The following is a 17,887-nucleotide window of genomic DNA, read 5'->3' as shown; positions in this document are numbered from 1 at the left end:
TGGTTACGGCGACATGACGTGCGGGACATGTGCGGGAGGCCCCCGGACGTCTACACGTCCGGGGGCTCTGCGGAATCAGGCGGTCCGGCGCCGCAGGACTCGGAACGCGGCGTACGCGGCTGCCGCGGTGAGGGCCAGGACGATGCCGGTCTCGATGAACTGGACGTACCAGAAGTGGGAATGGGGGTGGATGTCGGCGTACCAGCCGGTGACCTTGGTGCCACCGGCGGCTTTGCGGACCCCCATGTCCACGATGATGGAGTCCATGGGGGTTTCATGCATCGTGTAGCTCGTGCTCGTGCCCGATGCGGGCCCGGAGACCGTGGCCACCGGGAACAGATGCCAGCGCACGCTTCCCATGATCAGCAGCACGACGCCGGTGACAAGGCCGCCGACGGTAAGGGCCACCAGGGTGCGGCGCACCAGCAGGCCGACGAGTGCGCCGACCATGACGCCGAGAAGGCAGTACGCGACGAAGACCGGGCCGATGGACTCGTAGACGCCGCGGTCGGCCCAGCTCAGGTTCCATACGTCCCCCGCACGGGACCGCCCGAGCCAGAAAACCGCCATCAGCGCGAGGCCGCCGGCCACGCTCGTCACGGCGAACACCGTCAGCTTCGACATCAGCCAGCGCGTGGGCGTCGTCGACTGGGTCCAGGCGAGCTTGTGGGTGCCCGACTCCATCTCACGGGCGACGACCGGGCCCGCGACGAAGGCGCCGATCAGGACGGGGATCAGGAGCATCCCCATGGAGTAGTTCTTCATGAGCTCGTACAGCAGCGTCCGGGCGCTGGCGAAGCCGAGGAACGTGTCGCAGGAGCCGTCGGAGGTGCAGGCGCCGACGGGCTCGGGGTAGGCGTGGGTCGCCCAGCTGAAAAAGCCCGTCACCACGGCGGCGAGCACGACGAGGCCGAGGCCTGCGCGCAGTGCGCTGCGGTGCACCTTGACGTCGACCCAGCGAGGACCGCGAAGCAGAGGGGAGCTCATGCCGTCACCTCGCGCTCGGCGGGAGCCGTGCTCGGCGTGAGCAGCTCAGGTGCTTCGGGCGAGCGCAGATGGGCCAGCAACAGTTCCTCCAGGGACGGTTCTTCGACGTCCCAGCCCTCGCCTATCGGGCCGTCCGGCCGGATCAGCGCGGTCAGGCCGCGCCCCGTGGCGCGGGATTCGACGACGGTGTGCGGGGCGAGGTCCTCGGCGGGGCGGCGGCCGGTGACCAGGGCGTGTGCGGAGACGAGGTCGTCGATGCCGCCGCCGAGCCGGACCCGGCCGTCGGACACCAGGAGCAAGTGGTCGCAGGCGTCGGCCAGTTCGCCGACGATGTGCGAGGACATGACCACGGTGGTCCCGTGCTCGGCGGCGGTCGCCATCAGCGTCCCCATCAGCTGATGCCGGGCGAGCGGGTCGAGGTCGGCCATCGGCTCGTCCAGGAGCAGGAGTTGGGCCCGCTTGCCCAGCGCGAGGGCGAGCGCGACGCGGGTGCGCTGGCCCCCGGAGAGCGTGCGCACGCGCAGCTTCGGGTCCAATCCCCCTTCGCGTACGACGCGTTCGGCGATGGCGGCGTCCCAGCGCCCGGGGTTCAGCTCGGCGCCCATCCGCAGCGTGTCCTCGATGCTGAGCTGCGGATAGAGCGGCTTGTCCTGGGCGACGTACGCGAGGTGCTCGCGGGCTGCGGCCGGGTCGGTGCCGAGCACGGTGAGCGTGCCCCCGGTGGGCCTCAGCAGACCGGCCGCGAGGGTGAGCAGCGTCGACTTGCCCGCGCCGTTGGGCCCCACGACCGCGCAGATCCGTCCGGCGGGCAGCCGGAAGGAGCAGTCGCGCAGGGCATGGCCCCGCCGCCCGTAACTCTTGGCCAGCGCGGCCGCCTCGATGGCGGTTTCGGTCATGCGGGATCCCCCTTGGATACGTGCTCTGCGTGCTCTTCGTGCTCTACGTGCGCTGACTCGGTGAACTGCTCTTCGAGTACGGCGCTGAACAGCGCCGCGACGTCGTCCCTCTCCAGACCGGCGGCGTGGGCACGGGCGGCCCACCGGCTCAGCTCGCCCCGCAGCGGGGAGTCGGCGGGCTGGGAGCCCAGTGACTTCCGCACGAAGGTGCCGAGCCCGCGACGGGCCTCGACCAGGCCCTCGCGTTCCAGTTCGCGGTAGGCCTTCAGGACCGTGTTCGGATTGATGGCCGTCGCCTCGACGACCTCACGGGCCGTCGGAAGCTTGTCCCCCGGTTCCAACAGGCCCAGGCGAAGCGCCTGTTGGGTCTGCTGGACGATCTGGAGATAGGTGGCGACGCCGCTGCGCCGGTCGATACGGAACTCGACCATGCCCTTGCACCACCCTTTCACTAATTGAGTAGTGAAAGGGTGGTGCAAGAAAGGGGCGACGTCAAGTGACGCCGCCCCTCGGGGGTTTGCTCCCGGGTTTCTCCCGGGGTTCGCTCAGGACTCCGTGCGGTACATCAGGTCCGTCTCGTGCGTGACGAAGCCGAGGCGTTCGTAGACGCTCACGGCCGCCTTGTTGTCCGCGTCCACGTACAGCATCGCCGTCGGCAGGCCCGCCCCCGCCAGGTGGTTCAGGCCGATGGTGGTCAGCGCCTTGCCGAGGCCGCCGCCCTGCGCGCCCGAGCGCACCCCGAGGACGTACACCTCGCCCAGGCCCTCGTCCGCGTGCACCTTCGTCCAGTGGAAGCCGACGAGGTCGCCGTCCTTCTCCGCGAGGAAGAAGCCCGCCGGGTCGAACCACGGCTCGGACTTGCGGTCGTCCAGGTCACGCTGGGTGAGGGAGCCCTGCTCGGGGTGGTGGGCGAAGGCGTCCGCGTTCACCGCGAGCCAGGCCGCGTCGTCCTGGCTGGGGACGAAGGCGCGTACCGATACGCCTTCGGGCAGGACCGGATCGGGCAGGTCGAGGTCGCCCAACGAGCGCCGCATCTGCCGCAGTTCACGGAAGAGGGTGAGCCCGAGGACCTGCGCCAGGTGCCGCGCCGCCGAGTGTCCGCCGTGCGCCCAGATCCGCAGCCGCCGCCCGGACTCGGCGAGTAGCGCGGTGCCAAGGGCCCGGCCGTGCCCGCGGCCGCGGTGCGCGGGGTGCACGACGAGCTCGGCGGCGGGTGCCTCGATGGGGTCGGTGTCCTCCAGCTGCGCGTACCCGACGAGCTCGTCGCCGACGCCGAGCAGCAGATGCCGCACCCCGGCCCGCGCACCTCCCCGCAGCTGGAGCCGCCCCTGCTCGGACACGGCCTGCTGCCCGTCCGAGCGGGCCGCTTCCGCGATGAGCCCGAGCACGGCGTCTGCCTGGTCGGAGGTGAGGGCGGCGACCGTGTCGATCTGCCGCAGGGTGGCGGGAGGCTGCTGCTCGTCAGTCATGGAGTCGAGGGTACGGCGGTGGCAGGGCGAGCAGCAGATCACCGACGTACTCGCGGCCCGCGGGAGAGCGCACGACGGCGTACGAGCCCTTGTCACCGCCCCCGGCCGACTTCACCCCCGTACGCCGTCACACTTGTCCGAAGTGTCCGCAAAGCCCTCGACGGCAACCACCTCGTGACCCGTAACCCCCTGTCGCGCTACGCGCGTTGACCTTAGGCTGCGCGGAGTTTCACCACCCTCAGCCGTCTCATACCTCTCCCAGGGGGACATGTGCCAGCCACTCCTCAGCCACGTCGGCCCAGACGCCGAGCAGCCCGGGTGCTCGCCGCCGCGGCCGGTCTCGCCACGCTTGGTGCGCTGGCCGCCGCGCTGCCCGCGAGCGCCGGGCAGGAGGGTGCGGCGGGTGCGGCGGGCAAGAAGCGGACCGTCGACGTGCAGCTGCTGTCCTTCAACGACTTCCACGGCAATCTGCAGCCGCCGGCCGGATCGTCGGGGCAGGTGACCGAGAAGCAGGCCGACGGGACCGAGAAGAAGATCGACGCGGGCGGCGCCGAGTACCTCGCCACGTCTCTTCGTACGGCCCGCAAGGGCAACCCCTACAGCGTCACGGCCGCGGCCGGTGACCTGATAGGCGCGAGCCCGCTCCTGTCCGGCCTGTTCCACGACGAGCCGACGGTCGAGGCGATGAACAAGCTCGACCTCGACGTCACCAGCGTCGGGAACCACGAGTTCGACGAGGGGGCCAAGGAGCTGGCCCGCATGCAGAAGGGCGGCTGTCACCCCAAGGACGGCTGCTTCGAGAAGGGCAAGAAGTTCAAGGGTGCGGACTACCCCTACCTCGCGGCGAACGTGACCGACGAGAAGACGGGCAAGCCCATCCTCAAGCCCTACTGGGTGTGGAAGCACAAGGGCGTGAAGGTCGGCTTCATCGGCGTCACGCTGGAGGGCACGCCCGACATCGTCTCCGCCGACGGCGTCAAGGGGCTCAAGTTCCACGACGAGATCGAGACGGTCAACAAGTACGCCAAGATCCTCGACAAGCAGGGCGTGAAGTCGATCGTCACGCTCATCCACGAGGGCGGCGCCCCCGCCTCGCAGAGCTACAACTACGACTGCGACGCCCCGGGCGCGGGCGACGGCATCTCGGGACCGATCACCACCATCGCCAAGGGCATCACGCCCAAGGTCGACGCCATGGTCACCGGGCACACGCACTCCGCGTACGTCTGCACCATCCCGGACCCGGCGGGCAAGCCCCGCATGGTCACGTCCGCCTCGTCCTTCGGGAAGCTCTACACGGACACGACGCTCACGTACGACCGCAAGACCAAGGACATCGTCCGTACGTCGGTGAAGTCCGGGAAGTCCGGGAAGTCCGGGGAGTCCGGGAAGGCCGTGAAGTCGGCGAACCACGTCGTCAGCCGTGAGCAGGCGAAGGCTCCCGACATGACCTCGCTCATCTCCCGCTGGGACAAGCTGGCCGCCCCCGTCGCCAACGAACCGGTCGGTTTCATCTCCGCCGACATCCCGGGCCGTGGCGCCGGAGCCCTTGAGGCTCCGCTCGGCGACCTGATCGCGGACGCGCAGCTCGCGCACGGCAAGTCGCTCGACCCCGAGACGGATCTGGCGCTGATGAACCCCGGCGGCATCCGCTCCGACCTCGTCCACAAGGCGAGCGGGAGCGAGGGCGACGGCGTGGTGACGTACGGCGAGGGCTTCACCGTGCAGCCGTTCAGCAACACGGTCAATCTCGTCGACCTGACCGGCGCGCAGCTGATCACCGGGCTGAAGCAGCAGGTCAGCGGGTCGAACGAGGCGTCCCCGAAGATCCTTCAGGTCTCGGACGGCCTGACGTACACGCTCGACATGACGAAGTCCGGCGCCGATCGCGTCGTCACGGACTCGATCAAGCTGGGCGGCAAGGCGATCGATCCGGCCGCCACGTACCGTGTGGCCATGAACGCCTTCCTCGCGGGCGGCGGCGACGGCTTCGCCGAGCTGGGCAAGGGCCAGAAGCCGCTGGTCGGCAGCGACGACCTGAAGGCGTTCAACGACTACCTGACCGCCAACTCCTCGGCGGACAAGCCGATCGCTCCGCCCAAGGCGGACAGGATCACCGTGGTGAAGTGAATGATGCGTTAACTCACGTACTCAGTAAGCGGCCGAAATCGGCTGTTACCGGGCGTGAGGCTTGGGGTGGGGTGTGAACGTATGGTGAACTCAGCTGATGCGTTCCCCCCACCGCATAGCCACGCTTCCGCCCGATCACAACCAGGCTTATCCGTCTGATGGTTGGCACGCCGAGTCAGTCCCCCACGAAACCTCCGCGGCACCGTCCCCAGCTGCGGAAACGCGTGAAACGCCGACGGAGACGACCGCCCCGCTCAACCCGTACGACGAGCTCGGCGCCCTCGCCACGCCGAACCCGCTGGAGGAATTCCTCCACGAGGTGGACGAGGACGAAGCCGACAAGCCGGACGCTCCGTGGCAGCCTCCGAACCACCGCCGCGGCAACCGCGGACGCGGCCGGCGCCGCACCCGGTTCGCCGGGCTCCCGCTCGCCGCGAAGGCCGTCGTCGCCCTCCTGGTCGCCACCGCCTTCCTCGGCCTCGGTGACCGCTGGGCCCTGCTCTACGCCGAGCACGAGGCCGCGGAGAAGCTCAAGGACTCGATGCACCTGAGCGCCACCCCCGAGGTCGACATCGAGGGCTTCCCCTTCCTTACCCAGGTCGTCGACAAGCGCGTGGACAAGGTCAAGGTCACCGTCCCGGACGTCGCCGCCGACCGGATCTCGCTCGCCCAGGTCTCCGCCACCGCCAACGACGTGAAGATCACCGGCGACGGGCCCACCGACATCAAGGGCGCCCTCATCTCCGAGATGAACGGCGAGGTGCAGCTCTCCTTCGACGACCTGAACCGTGAACTGGGCGCGTCCCAGGTCACGTTCTCCGGCCACGGCCACGACCAGGTGCTCGCCCGCGGGACGCTGCCCGTCGCGGGCCACGACCTGAAGCTGCGCGCCGACGCCCGCATCCAGCGCAACGGCGACCGCGGCATCTCCACCGACATCGGCAGGATGAGCCTGCAGATCGGCGACCTGGCGACCTACCGGCCCGGCGCCCGCGAGTCCGAGGGCCTGCACCTCAGCAAGAAGTCCGCGGACCGGCTCGCCGAGGAGACCGCCAAGGCGAAGGCGCTGCTCTCCGTGCCGTCGATCGTCAAGCGGCTCGGCGTCCCGGACTCCGTGGTCAGCGGCGCCCTCAAGAGCGACACCAAGCTGCACGACCTCGTGGGCTCGCCGCGCTTCATCAACGACGTGATGGGCCTGAACCTCATCGACGTCGCGATGGGCCACCCCGAGCTCCTGAAGAAGCTGGGCCTTGACCCGGCGCTCCTCAAGGGCCTCTCCCAGCTCACGCGCCCCGTGCTCACCGACCGCCTCACGCTTGCCTTCCAGCTGCCGAAGCTGCCGGGGGACGGGCACGTGTGGCTGAGGGACGTGAGCGTGCAGAAGGACGGCATCCGGGTGCGGCTCACGGGTACGGGGCTCAGCATCGGCAAGTAGGCGGCGGGCTCACGCCGTGGGCAGGGCGGCCGGGTTCACGCCGTGGGGGGGCGGGGTCGGCGCTCCGGGCAGGCTGACCGTCGCCACCGTCCCGCCGCCCTGCGCGTCCGTGAGCGCCACCTCCCCGCCCGACTGGTGCACGGTGCGGGCCACGATGGACAGGCCGAGGCCCGATCCGGGGAGACTGCGGGCCGACGGCGAACGCCAGAACCGGTCGAAGACGTGCGGGAGTTCGTCGTCGGGGATGCCGGGGCCGTGATCGCGGACGGTCAGCGCGCCGCCCTTCAGGGCCACCTCGATGGTGGAGCCGGGGGGCCCGAACTTCACCGCGTTGTCCAGGACGTTCACGATGGCCCGCTCCAGGGCCGCGGGCTCCGCGCGTACGTACCAGGGGGCGAGGTCCGCGGCGAACGTCAGCTCGGGCCCGCGCAGCCGCGCCCGCTCCAGGGCGGTCTCCACCACCTCGTGCAGGGCGATGACCTGCACCTTCCCGCCCAGTCCGCTGTCCGTGCGCGACAGCTCCTGCAAGTCGCCGATCAGCGAGGCGAGTTCGGTCATCTGCGCCGTCACGGAGGCGAGCAGGGCCTTGCGGTCGTCGGGCGGGATGGCCCGGCCGGTGTCCTCGCTGCGGGCGAGCAGCTCGATGTTCGTACGCAGCGAGGTGAGCGGGGTGCGCAGCTCGTGACCCGCGTCGGCGATGAGCTGCTGCTGGAGGTCGCGGGACGAGGCGAGGGAGGCGGTCATGGAGTTGAAGGAGCGCGAGAGGCGGGCGATCTCGTCGTCTCCCTCGGCGGGGATCCGCAGATCCAGGTCCTCGGTGCGGGCCACGTGCTCCACGGCCGCGGTGAGCTCGTCCACCGGGCGAAGCCCGGTTCGGGCCACCCAGAGGCCTGCGGCGCCTGCGCCCAGTACGCCGATGCCGGCGACGAGGACGAGTACGAGGACGAGGTTGCCCAGGGTGTCGTCGACCTCACTGAGCGGCCGGGCCACGGAGACCGCGAGGGGCTGTCCGTCCAGGGGATAGGTGAGGACGCGGTACTTGGCGCCGTTCGACGCCGTGGCGGTGTGGATCGCCTGGGTGGAGGCGCGATCGGCGACATTGATGTCCTCGGGGGAGACCTCGATGGACTGCTTGCCGGAGATGACGCAGCTGTTGCCCTTGCGGTCGACCACCTGGACCGTCGACTTGAATGGGTTCGGGTCGTTCTGCTGGTTGCTGATGACCGACGCATGGCGGCACTGCCCGCTCCCGTCGATCAGGCTGAGCACGAGCTGATCCGGCACGCGGTTGGAACTCAGCGCTTCGTCCAGCGAGTTGACCAGCGCGGTGCGCACCACGAACCAGCACACGACCGCGGCGGCCGCCACCGCGAGCGCCACCGCCGTGGCCACCAGCATGGCCAGGCGCGACCGGAGCGGCAGCGCCCGGAAGCGCCGGACGAGCCCCTTCACTCGCCGCCCCCGGCGGACCCCGGCCGCAACACGTACCCCACACCCCGCACCGTATGAACAAGCCGAGGCTCGCCCCCCGCCTCCGTCTTGCGGCGCAAGTACATGACGTACACGTCCAGGGAGTTGGAGGACGGCTCGAAGTCGAAGCCCCAGACCGCCTTCAGGATCTGCTCCCGGGTCAGGACCTGACGCGGGTGCGCGAGGAACATCTCCAGCAAGGTGAATTCCGTGCGGGTCAGCTCCACGGTCCTCGCCCCCCGCATGACCTCCCGCGTCGCCAGGTCCATCCGCAGGTCGCCGAAGGCGAGCGTGTCGCCCTCCTCGGCCTGCCCCGCCCCGGCGGCGTACGAACTGCGGCGCAGCAGGGCCCGGATCCGGGCGAAGAGCTCGTCCAGTTCGAACGGCTTGACCAGGTAGTCGTCGGCGCCCGCGTCGAGCCCCGTGACCCGGTCGCCGACCGTGTCACGCGCGGTGAGCATCAGGATGGGCGTCAGGGAGCCGGTCGAGCGGAGTCGGCGGGCGGCGGTGAGGCCGTCCATGCGGGGCATCTGGATGTCGAGGACGACGAGGTCGGGGCGGTAGGCCGCCGCCTTCTCCAGCGCGTCGGCGCCGTCGACGGCGACCTCCGTGCCGTACCCCTCGAAGGCGAGACTGCGCTGCAGTGCCTCCCGCACGGCGGGCTCGTCGTCGACGATCAGGATGCGCTGCTGCTGCTCGCCTTCGGCGGGGCTCATCGGCGTGTGACTTCCTCGAGTACGGGTCCGGCGCGTCGGAGCACGGGTCGGACGGGGGCGGTATCAGCCTCGCACGCGCGCGCGGGGCTTGCGGCGCGCGGCGGGCCGGGATGCTGCCTGGGCCGTGGCCACTTCGGGGGCACGGGCCGCCGAGGCGCCGTGCAGCTCCCCGGCCACGGCGAGGGGGAGGCCGAGCCCCGCCGGATCCGTGTCGGGCACGCCGCCCCAGCCGATGGTGGCGGCGAGCGCGTGCCGGGCGCGGTTGACGGTGATCAGGGTTGCGGACATGACGGCCTCCAGGCTCTGCGGGGGTGTGGTCGGGGTCAGTCGGTGGAGCCGGCCCGCAGGGTGTCGAGGTCGGCCTTGACCGTGTTGACCGGGATTGCGAAGCCGAGGCCGACGCTGCCTCCCGAGCTCGACTCGCTGCCGCTCTGCGACGAACTGGGCGCGTACATCGCGGAGTTGATGCCGATGATGTTGCCGTTCATGTCGATGAGCGCGCCGCCGGAGTTGCCGGGGTTGAGCGAGGCGTCGGTCTGGAGGGCCTTGTACGTGGTCTTCGACGACCCGGTGTCGCCGTTGAACTGCTCGCCGCCGTACTCGAACGGCCAGTTTCCGCCGCCCTGCTGCTGTTGCTGCTGTCCCTGGTCCTCGTCGGTCGACACGGTGACGTCCCGGTCGAGGGCGGAGACGATGCCGCTGGTGACGGTGCCGGTCAGGCCCTCGGGGGAGCCGATCGCCACGACGTCGTCGCCGATCTTGACGTTGTCGGAGTTGCCGAGGCTCGCGGCCTTGAGGCCGGAGGCGCCCTGGAGCTTGATCAGCGCCAGGTCCTTCTTGCTGTCGGTGCCGACGACCTTGGCGGTGTACGTCTTGCCGTCGTTCGTCTTCACCTTCACGGAGGAGGCGCCGGAGATCACGTGGTTGTTGGTGATGATCTCGCCGTCACCGGTGATGATCACGCCCGAGCCGGTGGCCTCACCCGCGCTGGACTTCGCGCTGATCTCCACGATGCTGGGGCTGACCGCCTCGGCGACGCCGGAGACGGTGCCCTTCTGGCTGGTGGGCACGACGTTCGTGTTGGTGGCGCTGCTGGACGAGCCGTCCTTGCCGGTCAGCTCCTGGAACGCGTAGGCGGTGCCGCCGCCCACCGCCGCTGCCGCGATGGCGACGGCGGCGAGCAGGGCCAGGGGGCCCCGAGCCCGGCGCCGGTGCTTCTGCGGCTCCTCCGGTGCGTAAGCGGGCGGGGGCGGGTACGCGCCCTGCGTACCGCCATGGTGAACAGGCGCTGACGACTGCTGCTGCTGGGGGTACTCGCCGCTGTGGCGGAAGGTCTCGGTCATGGGTTCTAGGCTGCGCGGCGTTCATGAGAGGCGGCTGAGTACGCCCTGAGAACACCGGTAGAACCTCGTATGCCCCATATAAGGGCGCCGGTGTAAAGGTCGGCAGTTAGAGGCCAGAGGCCAGAGGCCAGAAGTCAGGCGCAGCCGCAGGACTGCCGGACCACGAGGCGCGAGGGGAACAGCTTCAGCCGCTCCCGGCGCGAGCCCGCCACCCGGAGCCCGTCGTCCAGGACGAGGTCCACCGCGGCGCGGGCCATCGCGGGGCGGTCCGACGCCACCGTCGTCAGCGGCGGATCCGTGAGGCCCGCCTCCTTGACGTCGTCGAAGCCCGCGACGGCCAGTCCGCCGGGCACGTCGATGCGCAGCTCCCGCGCGGCCCGCAGGATGCCGATCGCCTGGTCGTCGGTGGAGCAGAAGATCGCCGTCGGCCGGTCGGGTCTGGCCAGCAGTTCGAGCGCCATCTGATAGGCGTCGTAGCGGTTGTACGGGGCTTCGAAGAGCCGCCCCTCCACCGAGAGCCCGGCCTCCTGCATGGCCCGCCGCCACCCCTCGACGTGGTCGGAGACGGGGTCGCCGACGGTCGGGGTCTCCGCGGTGCCGCCGACGCACGCCACGTACTCATGGCCGTGTTCGAGGAGGTGCCGCGTGGCCAGCTGCGCGCCGCCCAGGTCGTCCGTGACGACGGCGACATCGTCGATCGCCTCGGGCCGCTCGTGCAGGAGCACGACCCGGGCGTCCCACGCGTCGATCTCGGCGGCGGCCGAATCGGTCAGGCCGTGGCTGACGAGGATGAGCCCGGAGACCCGCATGCCGAGGAAGGCCCGCAGATAGTGGGCCTCGCGCTCGTCCACGTAGTCCGTGTTGCCGACGAGCACCATTTTTCCGCGCTCGGACGCCGCCTGCTCCACGGCATGCGTCATCTCCGCGAAGAACGGCTGGCGCGCGTCCGGCACGATCATGCCTATGAGGTCTGTCCGCCTCGACGCCATGGCCTGGGCGACCCGGTCGGGCCGGTACCCCAACTCTTTGATCGCGGCGAGTACACGCTCGCGCGTGGCCGGGGCAACCGGCCTAGGTCCGTTGTTGATGACATAGCTGACGACGGCGGTGGAAGTACCCGCAAGTCGCGCCACGTCATCCCGAGTCACCTTGGCCACGCGCGGAGTCTACGCGGATGGAACTACCGCTGGGCAGGGCGTACGGCAGCTTCCTTCGGAGCGGAGTTCGACGCCGGGGCCGGTGCCGAGTTCGACGTGGACGCGGCGGGTGCCGCGTCCCGCTTCGGGAGCTCCCTGTGCTCGCCCTCGGCCGGCGGGGTCGCCGCCTTCGCCTTCGCCGTGTCGGTCGCACGTTCGACCTTCTCCGGGGTCACGAAGCGGTAGCCGACATTCCGGACGGTGCCGATGAGCGACTCGTGCTCGACACCGAGCTTCGCGCGAAGGCGACGTACGTGGACGTCGACCGTGCGCGTACCGCCGAAGTAGTCGTAGCCCCAGACCTCCTGGAGCAGCTGGGCCCGCGTGAAGACGCGCCCGGGGTGCTGCGCCAGGTACTTGAGCAGCTCGAACTCCTTGAAGGTCAGGTCCAGGACCCGGCCCTTCAGCTTCGCGCTGTACGTCGCCTCGTCCACGGAGAGAGGGCCGTTGCGGATCTCCATGGGGGAGTCGTCCGCGGTGATCGACTGGCGGCCCGTCGCGAGCCGCAGCCGCGCCTCGACCTCGGCGGGCCCCGCGGTGTCCAGGAGCACGTCGTCGATGCCCCAGTCGGCGGTGACGGCCGCGAGGCCGCCCTCCGTGACGACGAGGACGAGCGGACAGCCGGGTCCCGTGGAGCGGAGGAGCTGGCAGAGGCTGCGGACCTGCGGGAGGTCACGGCGGCCGTCGATCAGGATGACGTCGGCACCAGGGGTGTCGACGAGGGCCGGGCCTTCGGCGGGGGCCACCCGCACGTTGTGCAGCAGCAGGCCGAGGGCGGGAAGCACCTCCGTCGACGGTTGAAGGGCATTGGTAAGGAGCAGCAGAGAACTCATCGCCGCCCACCTGCCTGGGTCGTCTTACGGTTGTGCACGGTTCGCTCGCCCATAACGTCGGTTCCTCCTCGGTCCCTGCGAGGACGTTTACGGCACTGCTTCGTACTGATTCCCGCGGTTCTGCCGTGCTGCGATCTGCGGCGGGGACCCCGCGCCCTGGGAGCCCCACGTGCGGTGCAGAAAGCACGAAAGGACCCGGGGGCTTCGCTGCCCGGATCCTCTGCCAAGGAGAATAGCCCACATGACTTCCGGTTCGGCAGGTCGAGCGGCGGGATCTTCTGTGCCGCCGATCACTCGCACTCCGTCTCACGTTCAACGGCGCGCAACGCTGCGTACACAGGACGGAGTCGACATCGACGCTGCGTACGACCCAGGGCCCGACCCCGCGGGTGAGCTCGCGATCGTGCTCGCGCACGGCTTCACGGGCGGCGTCGACCGACCGCACGTGCGCCGCGCCGCGGGTGTCTTCGCCCAGCGTGCGGCCGTGATCACGTTCTCTTTCCGGGGCCACGGAGTGTCCGGCGGGCTCTCCACGGTCGGCGACCGCGAGGTGCTCGATCTGGCGGCCGCGGTGGAGTGGGCGCGGTCGCTCGGCCATGCGCGGGTGGTGACCGTGGGCTTCTCGATGGGCGGCTCCGTGGTGCTCCGGCACGCGGCCCTCGCCGGTACCGCGCACGGGGGGCGCACGGAAGCGCGGGTTGACGCGGTGGTCGCCGTGAGCGCTCCCGCCCGTTGGTTCTACCGGGGGACGGCGCCGATGCGGCGGCTGCACTGGGTGGTGACGCGGCCCCTGGGGCGTGTGGTGGGCCGGCTGGGCCTCGGCACGCGAATCCACCCGCACGAGTGGGACCCCGTCCCCCTGTCGCCGGTGGAGTCGGTCCCGCTGATCGCGCCCACGCCGCTCCTGATCGTGCACGGCGACCGGGACCCGTACTTCCCCGTGGACCACCCCCGGATGCTGGCCGCCGCCGCACGGGGCGGGGCCGAGCTCTGGCTGGAAGCGGGGATGGGGCACGCGGAGAACGCGGCGGACGACGCCCTGCTCGGTCGGATCGCCGAGTGGGCCACGGCATCATGGACGTCGGCAACCGCCGAAGGACCGGCGACCGCCGAAGGACCGGCGACCGCCGAAGGAGAGGAGCTGCCGTGGTGAACGGCACCATTCGCTACTGGGCCGCGGCCAAAGCAGCCGCAGGCGTCGCGGAGGAGCCGTACGCCGCGACGACGCTCGCCGAGGCGCTGGACGCGGCACGCGAGCGACACCCCGGTGAGCTGGTCCGTGTACTGCGGCGATGCTCGTTCCTCATCGACGGCGACCCCGTGGGTACCCGTGGGCATGAGACGGTACGGCTGGCCGAGGGCGGCACGGTCGAGGTGCTCCCGCCGTTCGCAGGAGGGTGAGCAGCGATATGAGCGATCCGCGTTACGAGGGGTACGACGGGTACGGGGACTACGACCCCTACCGCCAGGAATATCCCCCTGCCCCCGAGCAGCAGCAACAGCCCTACGCTCCCGAGCAGCAGCAGCCCTACGCTCCGGAGCAGCAACAGGGGTACCCCGCTGAGCCGCAGTACCAATACCCCGCCCAGCAGGACCAGTACCCCGCCCAGCAGGCTTACCCGCCGCCGCAGCAGCAACAGCCGTACGGCCAGGAAGCCTCGTACACCCAGCAGTGGGAGGGGCAGACCTGGGACACACAGGTCCAGCCCTCACCCGTGGTGGACGTGACCGACACCGCGTACCTGCCCCCGCAGGCCTACGGCCATCCGGCGTCTCCGGCGTCTCCGGCACCCGGCCGCGTCGGCGCCCACGCGGGCCCGCCCAGGGCAGAGCGCGAGCCCGACCCCGCCCCCGAAGCCGAGGGCTCCGCCACCTACGGCCCCGCCACCACCACCGGCAACCCCCGCGTCACCGACGCCCAGCGCGCGCGTGCCGAAGGGCGGTCGCCGATCATAGAGCCGGGGATCCAGCCCGCCGCGCTGACCGCCCTCCTCGGGCTGCTGCTTGCGGGCACGGCCGCCGTAGGGCAGTACGCGCTCCTGGTACCGCTGATCGTCCTCCAGGCCGTCACCGCCGCCGGATGGTTCCGGCTCAACGGGATGTGGCCCGCCCGCCAGGGCATCGCGCTCGCCTTCATGGGCGGTGTCGTCGCCGACATCGCGCTGCTCGTCACCGGCAAGGCGCACGCGCCCGCCGCGATCCTCGGCACCCTGGGCGTATGGGTGCTGCTCGTGCTCGTCCTGCAGCTGCGCAGCCGCGCGTCCGCCGACGAGCGGATGTCCGGGCTGATGGCGACCGTCGTGTCCGCCGCGCTCGCGATCATCGCCACCGGGCACCTCGCGGCGTCGGACGAGGCCGTGACGGTGGGCGCCGTCGCTGTCGCCGTCGCCGTGATCGCCCGCGCGCTGCCCCTGCCGACGCCCGCCTCCGTCGTCGTCGCGCTGCTCGCGGCGGCCGGAGCGGGCATCGCCGTCGGCGGCACGACGGACTTCGGCAACAAGGGCGCGCTGCTGGGCCTGGGCGCCGGCGTCTGCGCGCTGATCGGCCACCGGGTGGCCAGCTACGACTATCCGTCCCGCTTCGTGCACATGACGGCGGGCGTCGCCCTGCCCCTCGCGGCGGCCGCCCCGGCCGTCTACGTCCTCGGGCGTGCCATCGGCTGACGGCTCCAGCTGATCGTCACAGCTGATCGACAGGTCCCCGGCCGGGCTCTCCCGCCGGGGACCTGTCCTTTAGGCTCGCGGCACACGTCAGTTGAGTCGGGGGACAAGGTGGGGGAACACCGGACATGAGCAAGCGCGCCGTACGAATACTTCTGACCACGGTCGTGATCCTGGGGGGCCTCTGCGTGGGCGCCGACCGCCTCGCGGTGGGCTTCGCGGAGGACGAGGTGGCGGAGAAGCTGCGTACCAGCGAGGGGCTCGGCGAGAAGCCCGACGTCTCCATCAAGGGCTTTCCCTTCCTGACGCAGGTCGCGGGCGGCACGCTCGACGACGTCGAGATCGGCATCCAGGACTACGAAGCCACCTCCGGCTCCGACAAGATCCGCATCGCCGATCTGAACGCCCGGATGCAGGGCGTCGAGTTCTCCGGCGACTACAGCTCCGCCACCGCCGAGAAGGCCACCGGCACGGCCCGGATCTCGTACGACGAGCTGCTCAAGGAGGCGCAGGGCGAGCCGCCGGTCGAGCTGCCGCTCGGCGCCACCGGCAAGGTCGTCGGGCTCTCGGACGGCGGCAACGGCAAGATCAAGGTCGAGGTCGAGGTGAGCAAGGGCGGCACGAAGCTGCCCAAGCCGGTGCACGTGCTGAGCTCGGTCAAGGTCGAGAACGACACGATCAAGGTGAACGCCGACGAGATCCCGAAGAAGTTCGAGGTCATGGGCGTATCGATCCCCCTGCCCGAGGGGCTGGTCCGCGACGTGACCGACTTCGAGGAGAAGGTCGGCGGGCTGCCGGGCGGCATCAAGATCGACGAGGTGACGCCGGCCGAGGACGGCGTGGACGTCTCGGTCAAGGGCGCGAACGTAAAACTGGCGGGCTGAGCCGCCCGAGGCCGCCCCGCAGAGCGGCCGTACCGAAGTACGAGACAGAGCCGTCCGCGCGATGGATGCGGCGAGGGGAACGCCACCCTCCGCCCCCGCGTGGACGGCTTCCTCGTACCCTCACCGTTCCCCTCATCCCGCATCGTGGATGATCCCGTCTCATCATTCGACACGCCGGTGACACGGCGGGCCTCGCGTCCTTACGATCGGACGCATGCAGCGACAGGCGGACCTCACGAAGCGGCGGGCAGTAGACCTGTGCCGCGTCGCCGCCATGCTCTGTCGCACCTTCTGAGCGGGACTCCGACTCCCGTATCCCCCGGCCCGTTGACCTCGTCAGGGCCACCCGTGCCGCGTACGCAGCGACTCGACGCACCCGCGCCATCACAGCCCGTGCCCGGCATCCCCTCGCAAAGCACCACAGCCCCGCCGCAACTGCCCCGGAGGAGAAGAAGTATGAGCCGCAGCGATGTCCTGGTAGACGCCGACTGGGTCGAGGCCCACATCGACGACCCGAAGGTCGCCATCGTCGAGGTCGACGAAGACACCTCCGCGTACGACAAGAACCACATCAAGAACGCGATCCGCATCGACTGGACCGACGACCTCCAGGACCCGGTCCGCCGCGACTTCGTCGACCAGGAGGGCTTCGAGAAGCTCCTCTCCGGCAAGGGCATCGCGAACGACACCACCGTCGTCCTCTACGGCGGCAACAACAACTGGTTCGCGTCCTACGCCTTCTGGTACTTCAAGCTCTACGGCCACCAGGACGTGAAGCTCCTCGACGGCGGCCGCAAGAAGTGGGAGCTCGACTCCCGCGACCTGGTCGACGGCTCCGAGGTCCCCAGCCGCCCGGCCACCTCGTACAAGGCCAAGCCCCAGGACACCTCGATCCGCGCCTTCCGCGACGACGTCGTCTCCGCGATCGGCGCCCAGAACCTGGTCGACGTGCGCTCGCCCGACGAGTTCAGCGGCAAGCTGCTCGCCCCCGCGCACCTGCCGCAGGAGCAGTCGCAGCGTCCGGGCCACGTCCCGTCCGCGCGCAACATCCCGTGGTCGAAGAACGCCAACGACGACGGCACCTTCAAGTCGGACGACGAGCTCAAGGCCCTCTACGAGGACGAGCAGGTCGACCTGGCCAAGGACACCATCGCCTACTGCCGCATCGGTGAGCGCTCGGCGCTCACCTGGTTCGTCCTGCACGAGCTGCTCGGCCAGACCAACGTCAAGAACTACGACGGCTCCTGGACCGAGTACGGCTCCCTCGTCGGCGTCCCGATCGAGCTCGGCGCCAACAAGTAGCACCCCCTCCCCGAACCCCGCAGTGACCAGCTAAGGACGAACGCATATGTGTGGAGCGAAGGCCGGCGGACCCGACGCCTCGACGATCAAGCCCGGCGAGACCACCATCCAGGGCCAGGTGACCCGCGACGGCGAACCCGTCAGCGGCTACGTACGCCTGCTCGACTCGACCGGCGAGTTCACCGCCGAGGTCCCCACCTCGGCAACCGGCCAGTTCCGCTTCTACGCGGCCGAGGGCACGTGGACGCTGCGCGCCCTGATCCCGGGCGGCACCGCCGACCGCACGGTCGTGGCCCAGACGGGCGGCCTTGCGGAGGTCGCGATCGCGGTCTAGTTCGTCATGCGCCTCTCGCCCTGCTCCGCAGGCGCGGTGAGGCGCATGTGACGGCCGAGGGCCGCATCCCTGGGGGTTGGACGCTTCCGTATCCGGGACGCGGCCCTTCGTGCCGTTTCAGCACCAGAACGCGTTGGGCCACCAGAGTGACCTTCTCTCCCGCAGTTCGTTGACCTGTTCGACGGACGTACAGGAGGGAGGGCGTGGTGGAGCGGTCTCCCTCCGGCTTGCG

19 protein-coding genes are annotated in these 17,887 nt (G+C 70.5%); 9 read left to right on the top strand and 10 right to left on the bottom strand.

What is annotated here, in order from left to right:
• Positions 1 to 75 precede the first annotated feature (75 nt).
• From ACFUPX_RS21705 to mshD, 4 genes are all read right to left on the bottom strand, one after another.
• On the bottom strand, positions 76 to 987 hold the full coding sequence (locus tag ACFUPX_RS21705) for an ABC transporter permease (protein WP_383324829.1): 912 nt from the start codon (positions 985 to 987) through the stop codon (positions 76 to 78).
• Complete coding sequence (locus tag ACFUPX_RS21700; protein ID WP_383324826.1) at positions 984 to 1,883, bottom strand: ABC transporter ATP-binding protein; 900 nt, start codon at positions 1,881 to 1,883, stop codon at positions 984 to 986. The genes ACFUPX_RS21705 and ACFUPX_RS21700 overlap by 4 nt, the downstream gene beginning before the upstream one ends.
• On the bottom strand, positions 1,880 to 2,314 hold the full coding sequence (locus ACFUPX_RS21695; RefSeq protein ID WP_383324823.1) for a GntR family transcriptional regulator: 435 nt from the start codon (positions 2,312 to 2,314) through the stop codon (positions 1,880 to 1,882). Before ACFUPX_RS21695 ends, ACFUPX_RS21700 begins: the two co-directional genes overlap by 4 nt.
• A 114-nt stretch (positions 2,315 to 2,428) precedes the next feature.
• On the bottom strand, positions 2,429 to 3,352 hold the full coding sequence (gene mshD, locus ACFUPX_RS21690) for a mycothiol synthase (RefSeq protein ID WP_383324820.1): 924 nt from the start codon (positions 3,350 to 3,352) through the stop codon (positions 2,429 to 2,431).
• A 270-nt stretch (positions 3,353 to 3,622) separates the two neighbouring features.
• On the opposite strand from mshD, the gene ACFUPX_RS21685 reads away from it, so the two are divergent.
• Entirely contained in the window at positions 3,623 to 5,482 is a 1,860-nt protein-coding gene (locus ACFUPX_RS21685; RefSeq protein WP_383324817.1) for a bifunctional metallophosphatase/5'-nucleotidase, read from the top strand.
• A gap of 97 nt (positions 5,483 to 5,579) precedes the next feature.
• Positions 5,580 to 6,917: a DUF2993 domain-containing protein gene (locus tag ACFUPX_RS21680; protein ID WP_383324814.1), complete on the top strand. Its 1,338-nt coding sequence runs from the start codon at positions 5,580 to 5,582 to the stop codon at positions 6,915 to 6,917.
• A 9-nt stretch (positions 6,918 to 6,926) separates the two neighbouring features.
• Here ACFUPX_RS21680 and ACFUPX_RS21675 read toward each other — a convergent pair whose 3' ends face one another.
• From ACFUPX_RS21675 to ACFUPX_RS21650, 6 genes are all read right to left on the bottom strand, one after another.
• Positions 6,927 to 8,369, bottom strand: coding sequence for an ATP-binding protein (locus ACFUPX_RS21675; protein ID WP_383324811.1), 1,443 nt, complete (start codon positions 8,367 to 8,369; stop codon positions 6,927 to 6,929).
• Complete coding sequence (locus ACFUPX_RS21670) at positions 8,366 to 9,103, bottom strand: response regulator transcription factor (RefSeq protein WP_383324808.1); 738 nt, start codon at positions 9,101 to 9,103, stop codon at positions 8,366 to 8,368. Before ACFUPX_RS21670 ends, ACFUPX_RS21675 begins: the two co-directional genes overlap by 4 nt.
• Before the next feature lie 63 nt (positions 9,104 to 9,166).
• Complete coding sequence (locus ACFUPX_RS21665; protein ID WP_383324804.1) at positions 9,167 to 9,391, bottom strand: hypothetical protein; 225 nt, start codon at positions 9,389 to 9,391, stop codon at positions 9,167 to 9,169.
• Between the two features lie 35 nt (positions 9,392 to 9,426).
• The gene (locus tag ACFUPX_RS21660; RefSeq protein WP_383324801.1) at positions 9,427 to 10,446 is read right to left on the bottom strand and encodes a S1C family serine protease; all 1,020 of its coding nucleotides are present in this window, start codon (positions 10,444 to 10,446) and stop codon (positions 9,427 to 9,429) included.
• 134 nt (positions 10,447 to 10,580) lie between these two features.
• Entirely contained in the window at positions 10,581 to 11,603 is a 1,023-nt protein-coding gene (locus ACFUPX_RS21655; protein WP_383324798.1) for a LacI family DNA-binding transcriptional regulator, read from the bottom strand.
• A 23-nt stretch (positions 11,604 to 11,626) separates the two neighbouring features.
• Entirely contained in the window at positions 11,627 to 12,475 is an 849-nt protein-coding gene (locus tag ACFUPX_RS21650; protein ID WP_383324795.1) for a winged-helix domain-containing protein, read from the bottom strand.
• A 241-nt stretch (positions 12,476 to 12,716) separates the two neighbouring features.
• Between ACFUPX_RS21650 and ACFUPX_RS21645 the strand changes: the two genes are divergently transcribed.
• The 7 genes from ACFUPX_RS21645 to ACFUPX_RS21615 all read left to right on the top strand — a co-directional run bounded on the left by ACFUPX_RS21645 (position 12,717) and on the right by ACFUPX_RS21615 (position 17,655).
• Complete coding sequence (locus ACFUPX_RS21645; RefSeq protein ID WP_383324792.1) at positions 12,717 to 13,628, top strand: alpha/beta hydrolase; 912 nt, start codon at positions 12,717 to 12,719, stop codon at positions 13,626 to 13,628.
• Positions 13,622 to 13,876: a MoaD/ThiS family protein gene (locus tag ACFUPX_RS21640; protein ID WP_160505846.1), complete on the top strand. Its 255-nt coding sequence runs from the start codon at positions 13,622 to 13,624 to the stop codon at positions 13,874 to 13,876. Before ACFUPX_RS21645 ends, ACFUPX_RS21640 begins: the two co-directional genes overlap by 7 nt.
• 8 nt (positions 13,877 to 13,884) lie before the next feature.
• Positions 13,885 to 15,138, top strand: a complete 1,254-nt coding sequence (locus tag ACFUPX_RS21635; RefSeq protein WP_383324789.1) for a hypothetical protein — start codon at positions 13,885 to 13,887, stop codon at positions 15,136 to 15,138.
• Between the two features lie 125 nt (positions 15,139 to 15,263).
• Positions 15,264 to 16,019, top strand: coding sequence for a DUF2993 domain-containing protein (locus ACFUPX_RS21630; protein WP_383324786.1), 756 nt, complete (start codon positions 15,264 to 15,266; stop codon positions 16,017 to 16,019).
• A gap of 214 nt (positions 16,020 to 16,233) precedes the next feature.
• On the top strand, positions 16,234 to 16,314 hold the full coding sequence (locus tag ACFUPX_RS21625) for a putative leader peptide (RefSeq protein WP_351007875.1): 81 nt from the start codon (positions 16,234 to 16,236) through the stop codon (positions 16,312 to 16,314).
• Positions 16,315 to 16,475: 161 nt separating this feature from the next.
• Positions 16,476 to 17,321 (top strand): sulfurtransferase, encoded by an 846-nt coding sequence (locus tag ACFUPX_RS21620; protein WP_383324783.1) that lies wholly within the window; start codon positions 16,476 to 16,478, stop codon positions 17,319 to 17,321.
• Between the two features lie 46 nt (positions 17,322 to 17,367).
• On the top strand, positions 17,368 to 17,655 hold the full coding sequence (locus tag ACFUPX_RS21615; RefSeq protein ID WP_160505842.1) for a DUF1416 domain-containing protein: 288 nt from the start codon (positions 17,368 to 17,370) through the stop codon (positions 17,653 to 17,655).
• Positions 17,656 to 17,887: the final 232 nt, after the last annotated feature.

This window comes from Streptomyces sp. NPDC057302 (assembly GCF_042667685.1).
In the GTDB taxonomy this organism is placed as follows: Bacteria; Actinomycetota; Actinomycetes; order Streptomycetales; family Streptomycetaceae; genus Streptomyces.
Note: the sequence above shows the minus strand (reverse complement) of the source record. Positions and strands in the feature narration are given on the sequence as shown.

Coding starts and splice junctions, on each gene's coding strand:
- ACFUPX_RS21645 (WP_383324792.1), top strand. CDS start 12,717: ATGACTTCCGGTTCGGCAGGTCGAGCGGCGGGATCTTCTGTGCCGCCG.
- ACFUPX_RS21620 (WP_383324783.1), top strand. CDS start 16,476: ATGAGCCGCAGCGATGTCCTGGTAGACGCCGACTGGGTCGAGGCCCAC.
- ACFUPX_RS21630 (WP_383324786.1), top strand. CDS start 15,264: ATGAGCAAGCGCGCCGTACGAATACTTCTGACCACGGTCGTGATCCTG.
- ACFUPX_RS21670 (WP_383324808.1), bottom strand. CDS start 9,103: ATGAGCCCCGCCGAAGGCGAGCAGCAGCAGCGCATCCTGATCGTCGAC.
- ACFUPX_RS21680 (WP_383324814.1), top strand. CDS start 5,580: ATGCGTTCCCCCCACCGCATAGCCACGCTTCCGCCCGATCACAACCAG.
- ACFUPX_RS21705 (WP_383324829.1), bottom strand. CDS start 987: ATGAGCTCCCCTCTGCTTCGCGGTCCTCGCTGGGTCGACGTCAAGGTG.
- ACFUPX_RS21650 (WP_383324795.1), bottom strand. CDS start 12,475: ATGAGTTCTCTGCTGCTCCTTACCAATGCCCTTCAACCGTCGACGGAG.
- ACFUPX_RS21695 (WP_383324823.1), bottom strand. CDS start 2,314: ATGGTCGAGTTCCGTATCGACCGGCGCAGCGGCGTCGCCACCTATCTC.
- mshD (WP_383324820.1), bottom strand. CDS start 3,352: ATGACTGACGAGCAGCAGCCTCCCGCCACCCTGCGGCAGATCGACACG.
- ACFUPX_RS21635 (WP_383324789.1), top strand. CDS start 13,885: ATGAGCGATCCGCGTTACGAGGGGTACGACGGGTACGGGGACTACGAC.
- ACFUPX_RS21615 (WP_160505842.1), top strand. CDS start 17,368: ATGTGTGGAGCGAAGGCCGGCGGACCCGACGCCTCGACGATCAAGCCC.
- ACFUPX_RS21700 (WP_383324826.1), bottom strand. CDS start 1,883: ATGACCGAAACCGCCATCGAGGCGGCCGCGCTGGCCAAGAGTTACGGG.
- ACFUPX_RS21625 (WP_351007875.1), top strand. CDS start 16,234: ATGCAGCGACAGGCGGACCTCACGAAGCGGCGGGCAGTAGACCTGTGC.
- ACFUPX_RS21660 (WP_383324801.1), bottom strand. CDS start 10,446: ATGACCGAGACCTTCCGCCACAGCGGCGAGTACCCCCAGCAGCAGCAG.
- ACFUPX_RS21665 (WP_383324804.1), bottom strand. CDS start 9,391: ATGTCCGCAACCCTGATCACCGTCAACCGCGCCCGGCACGCGCTCGCC.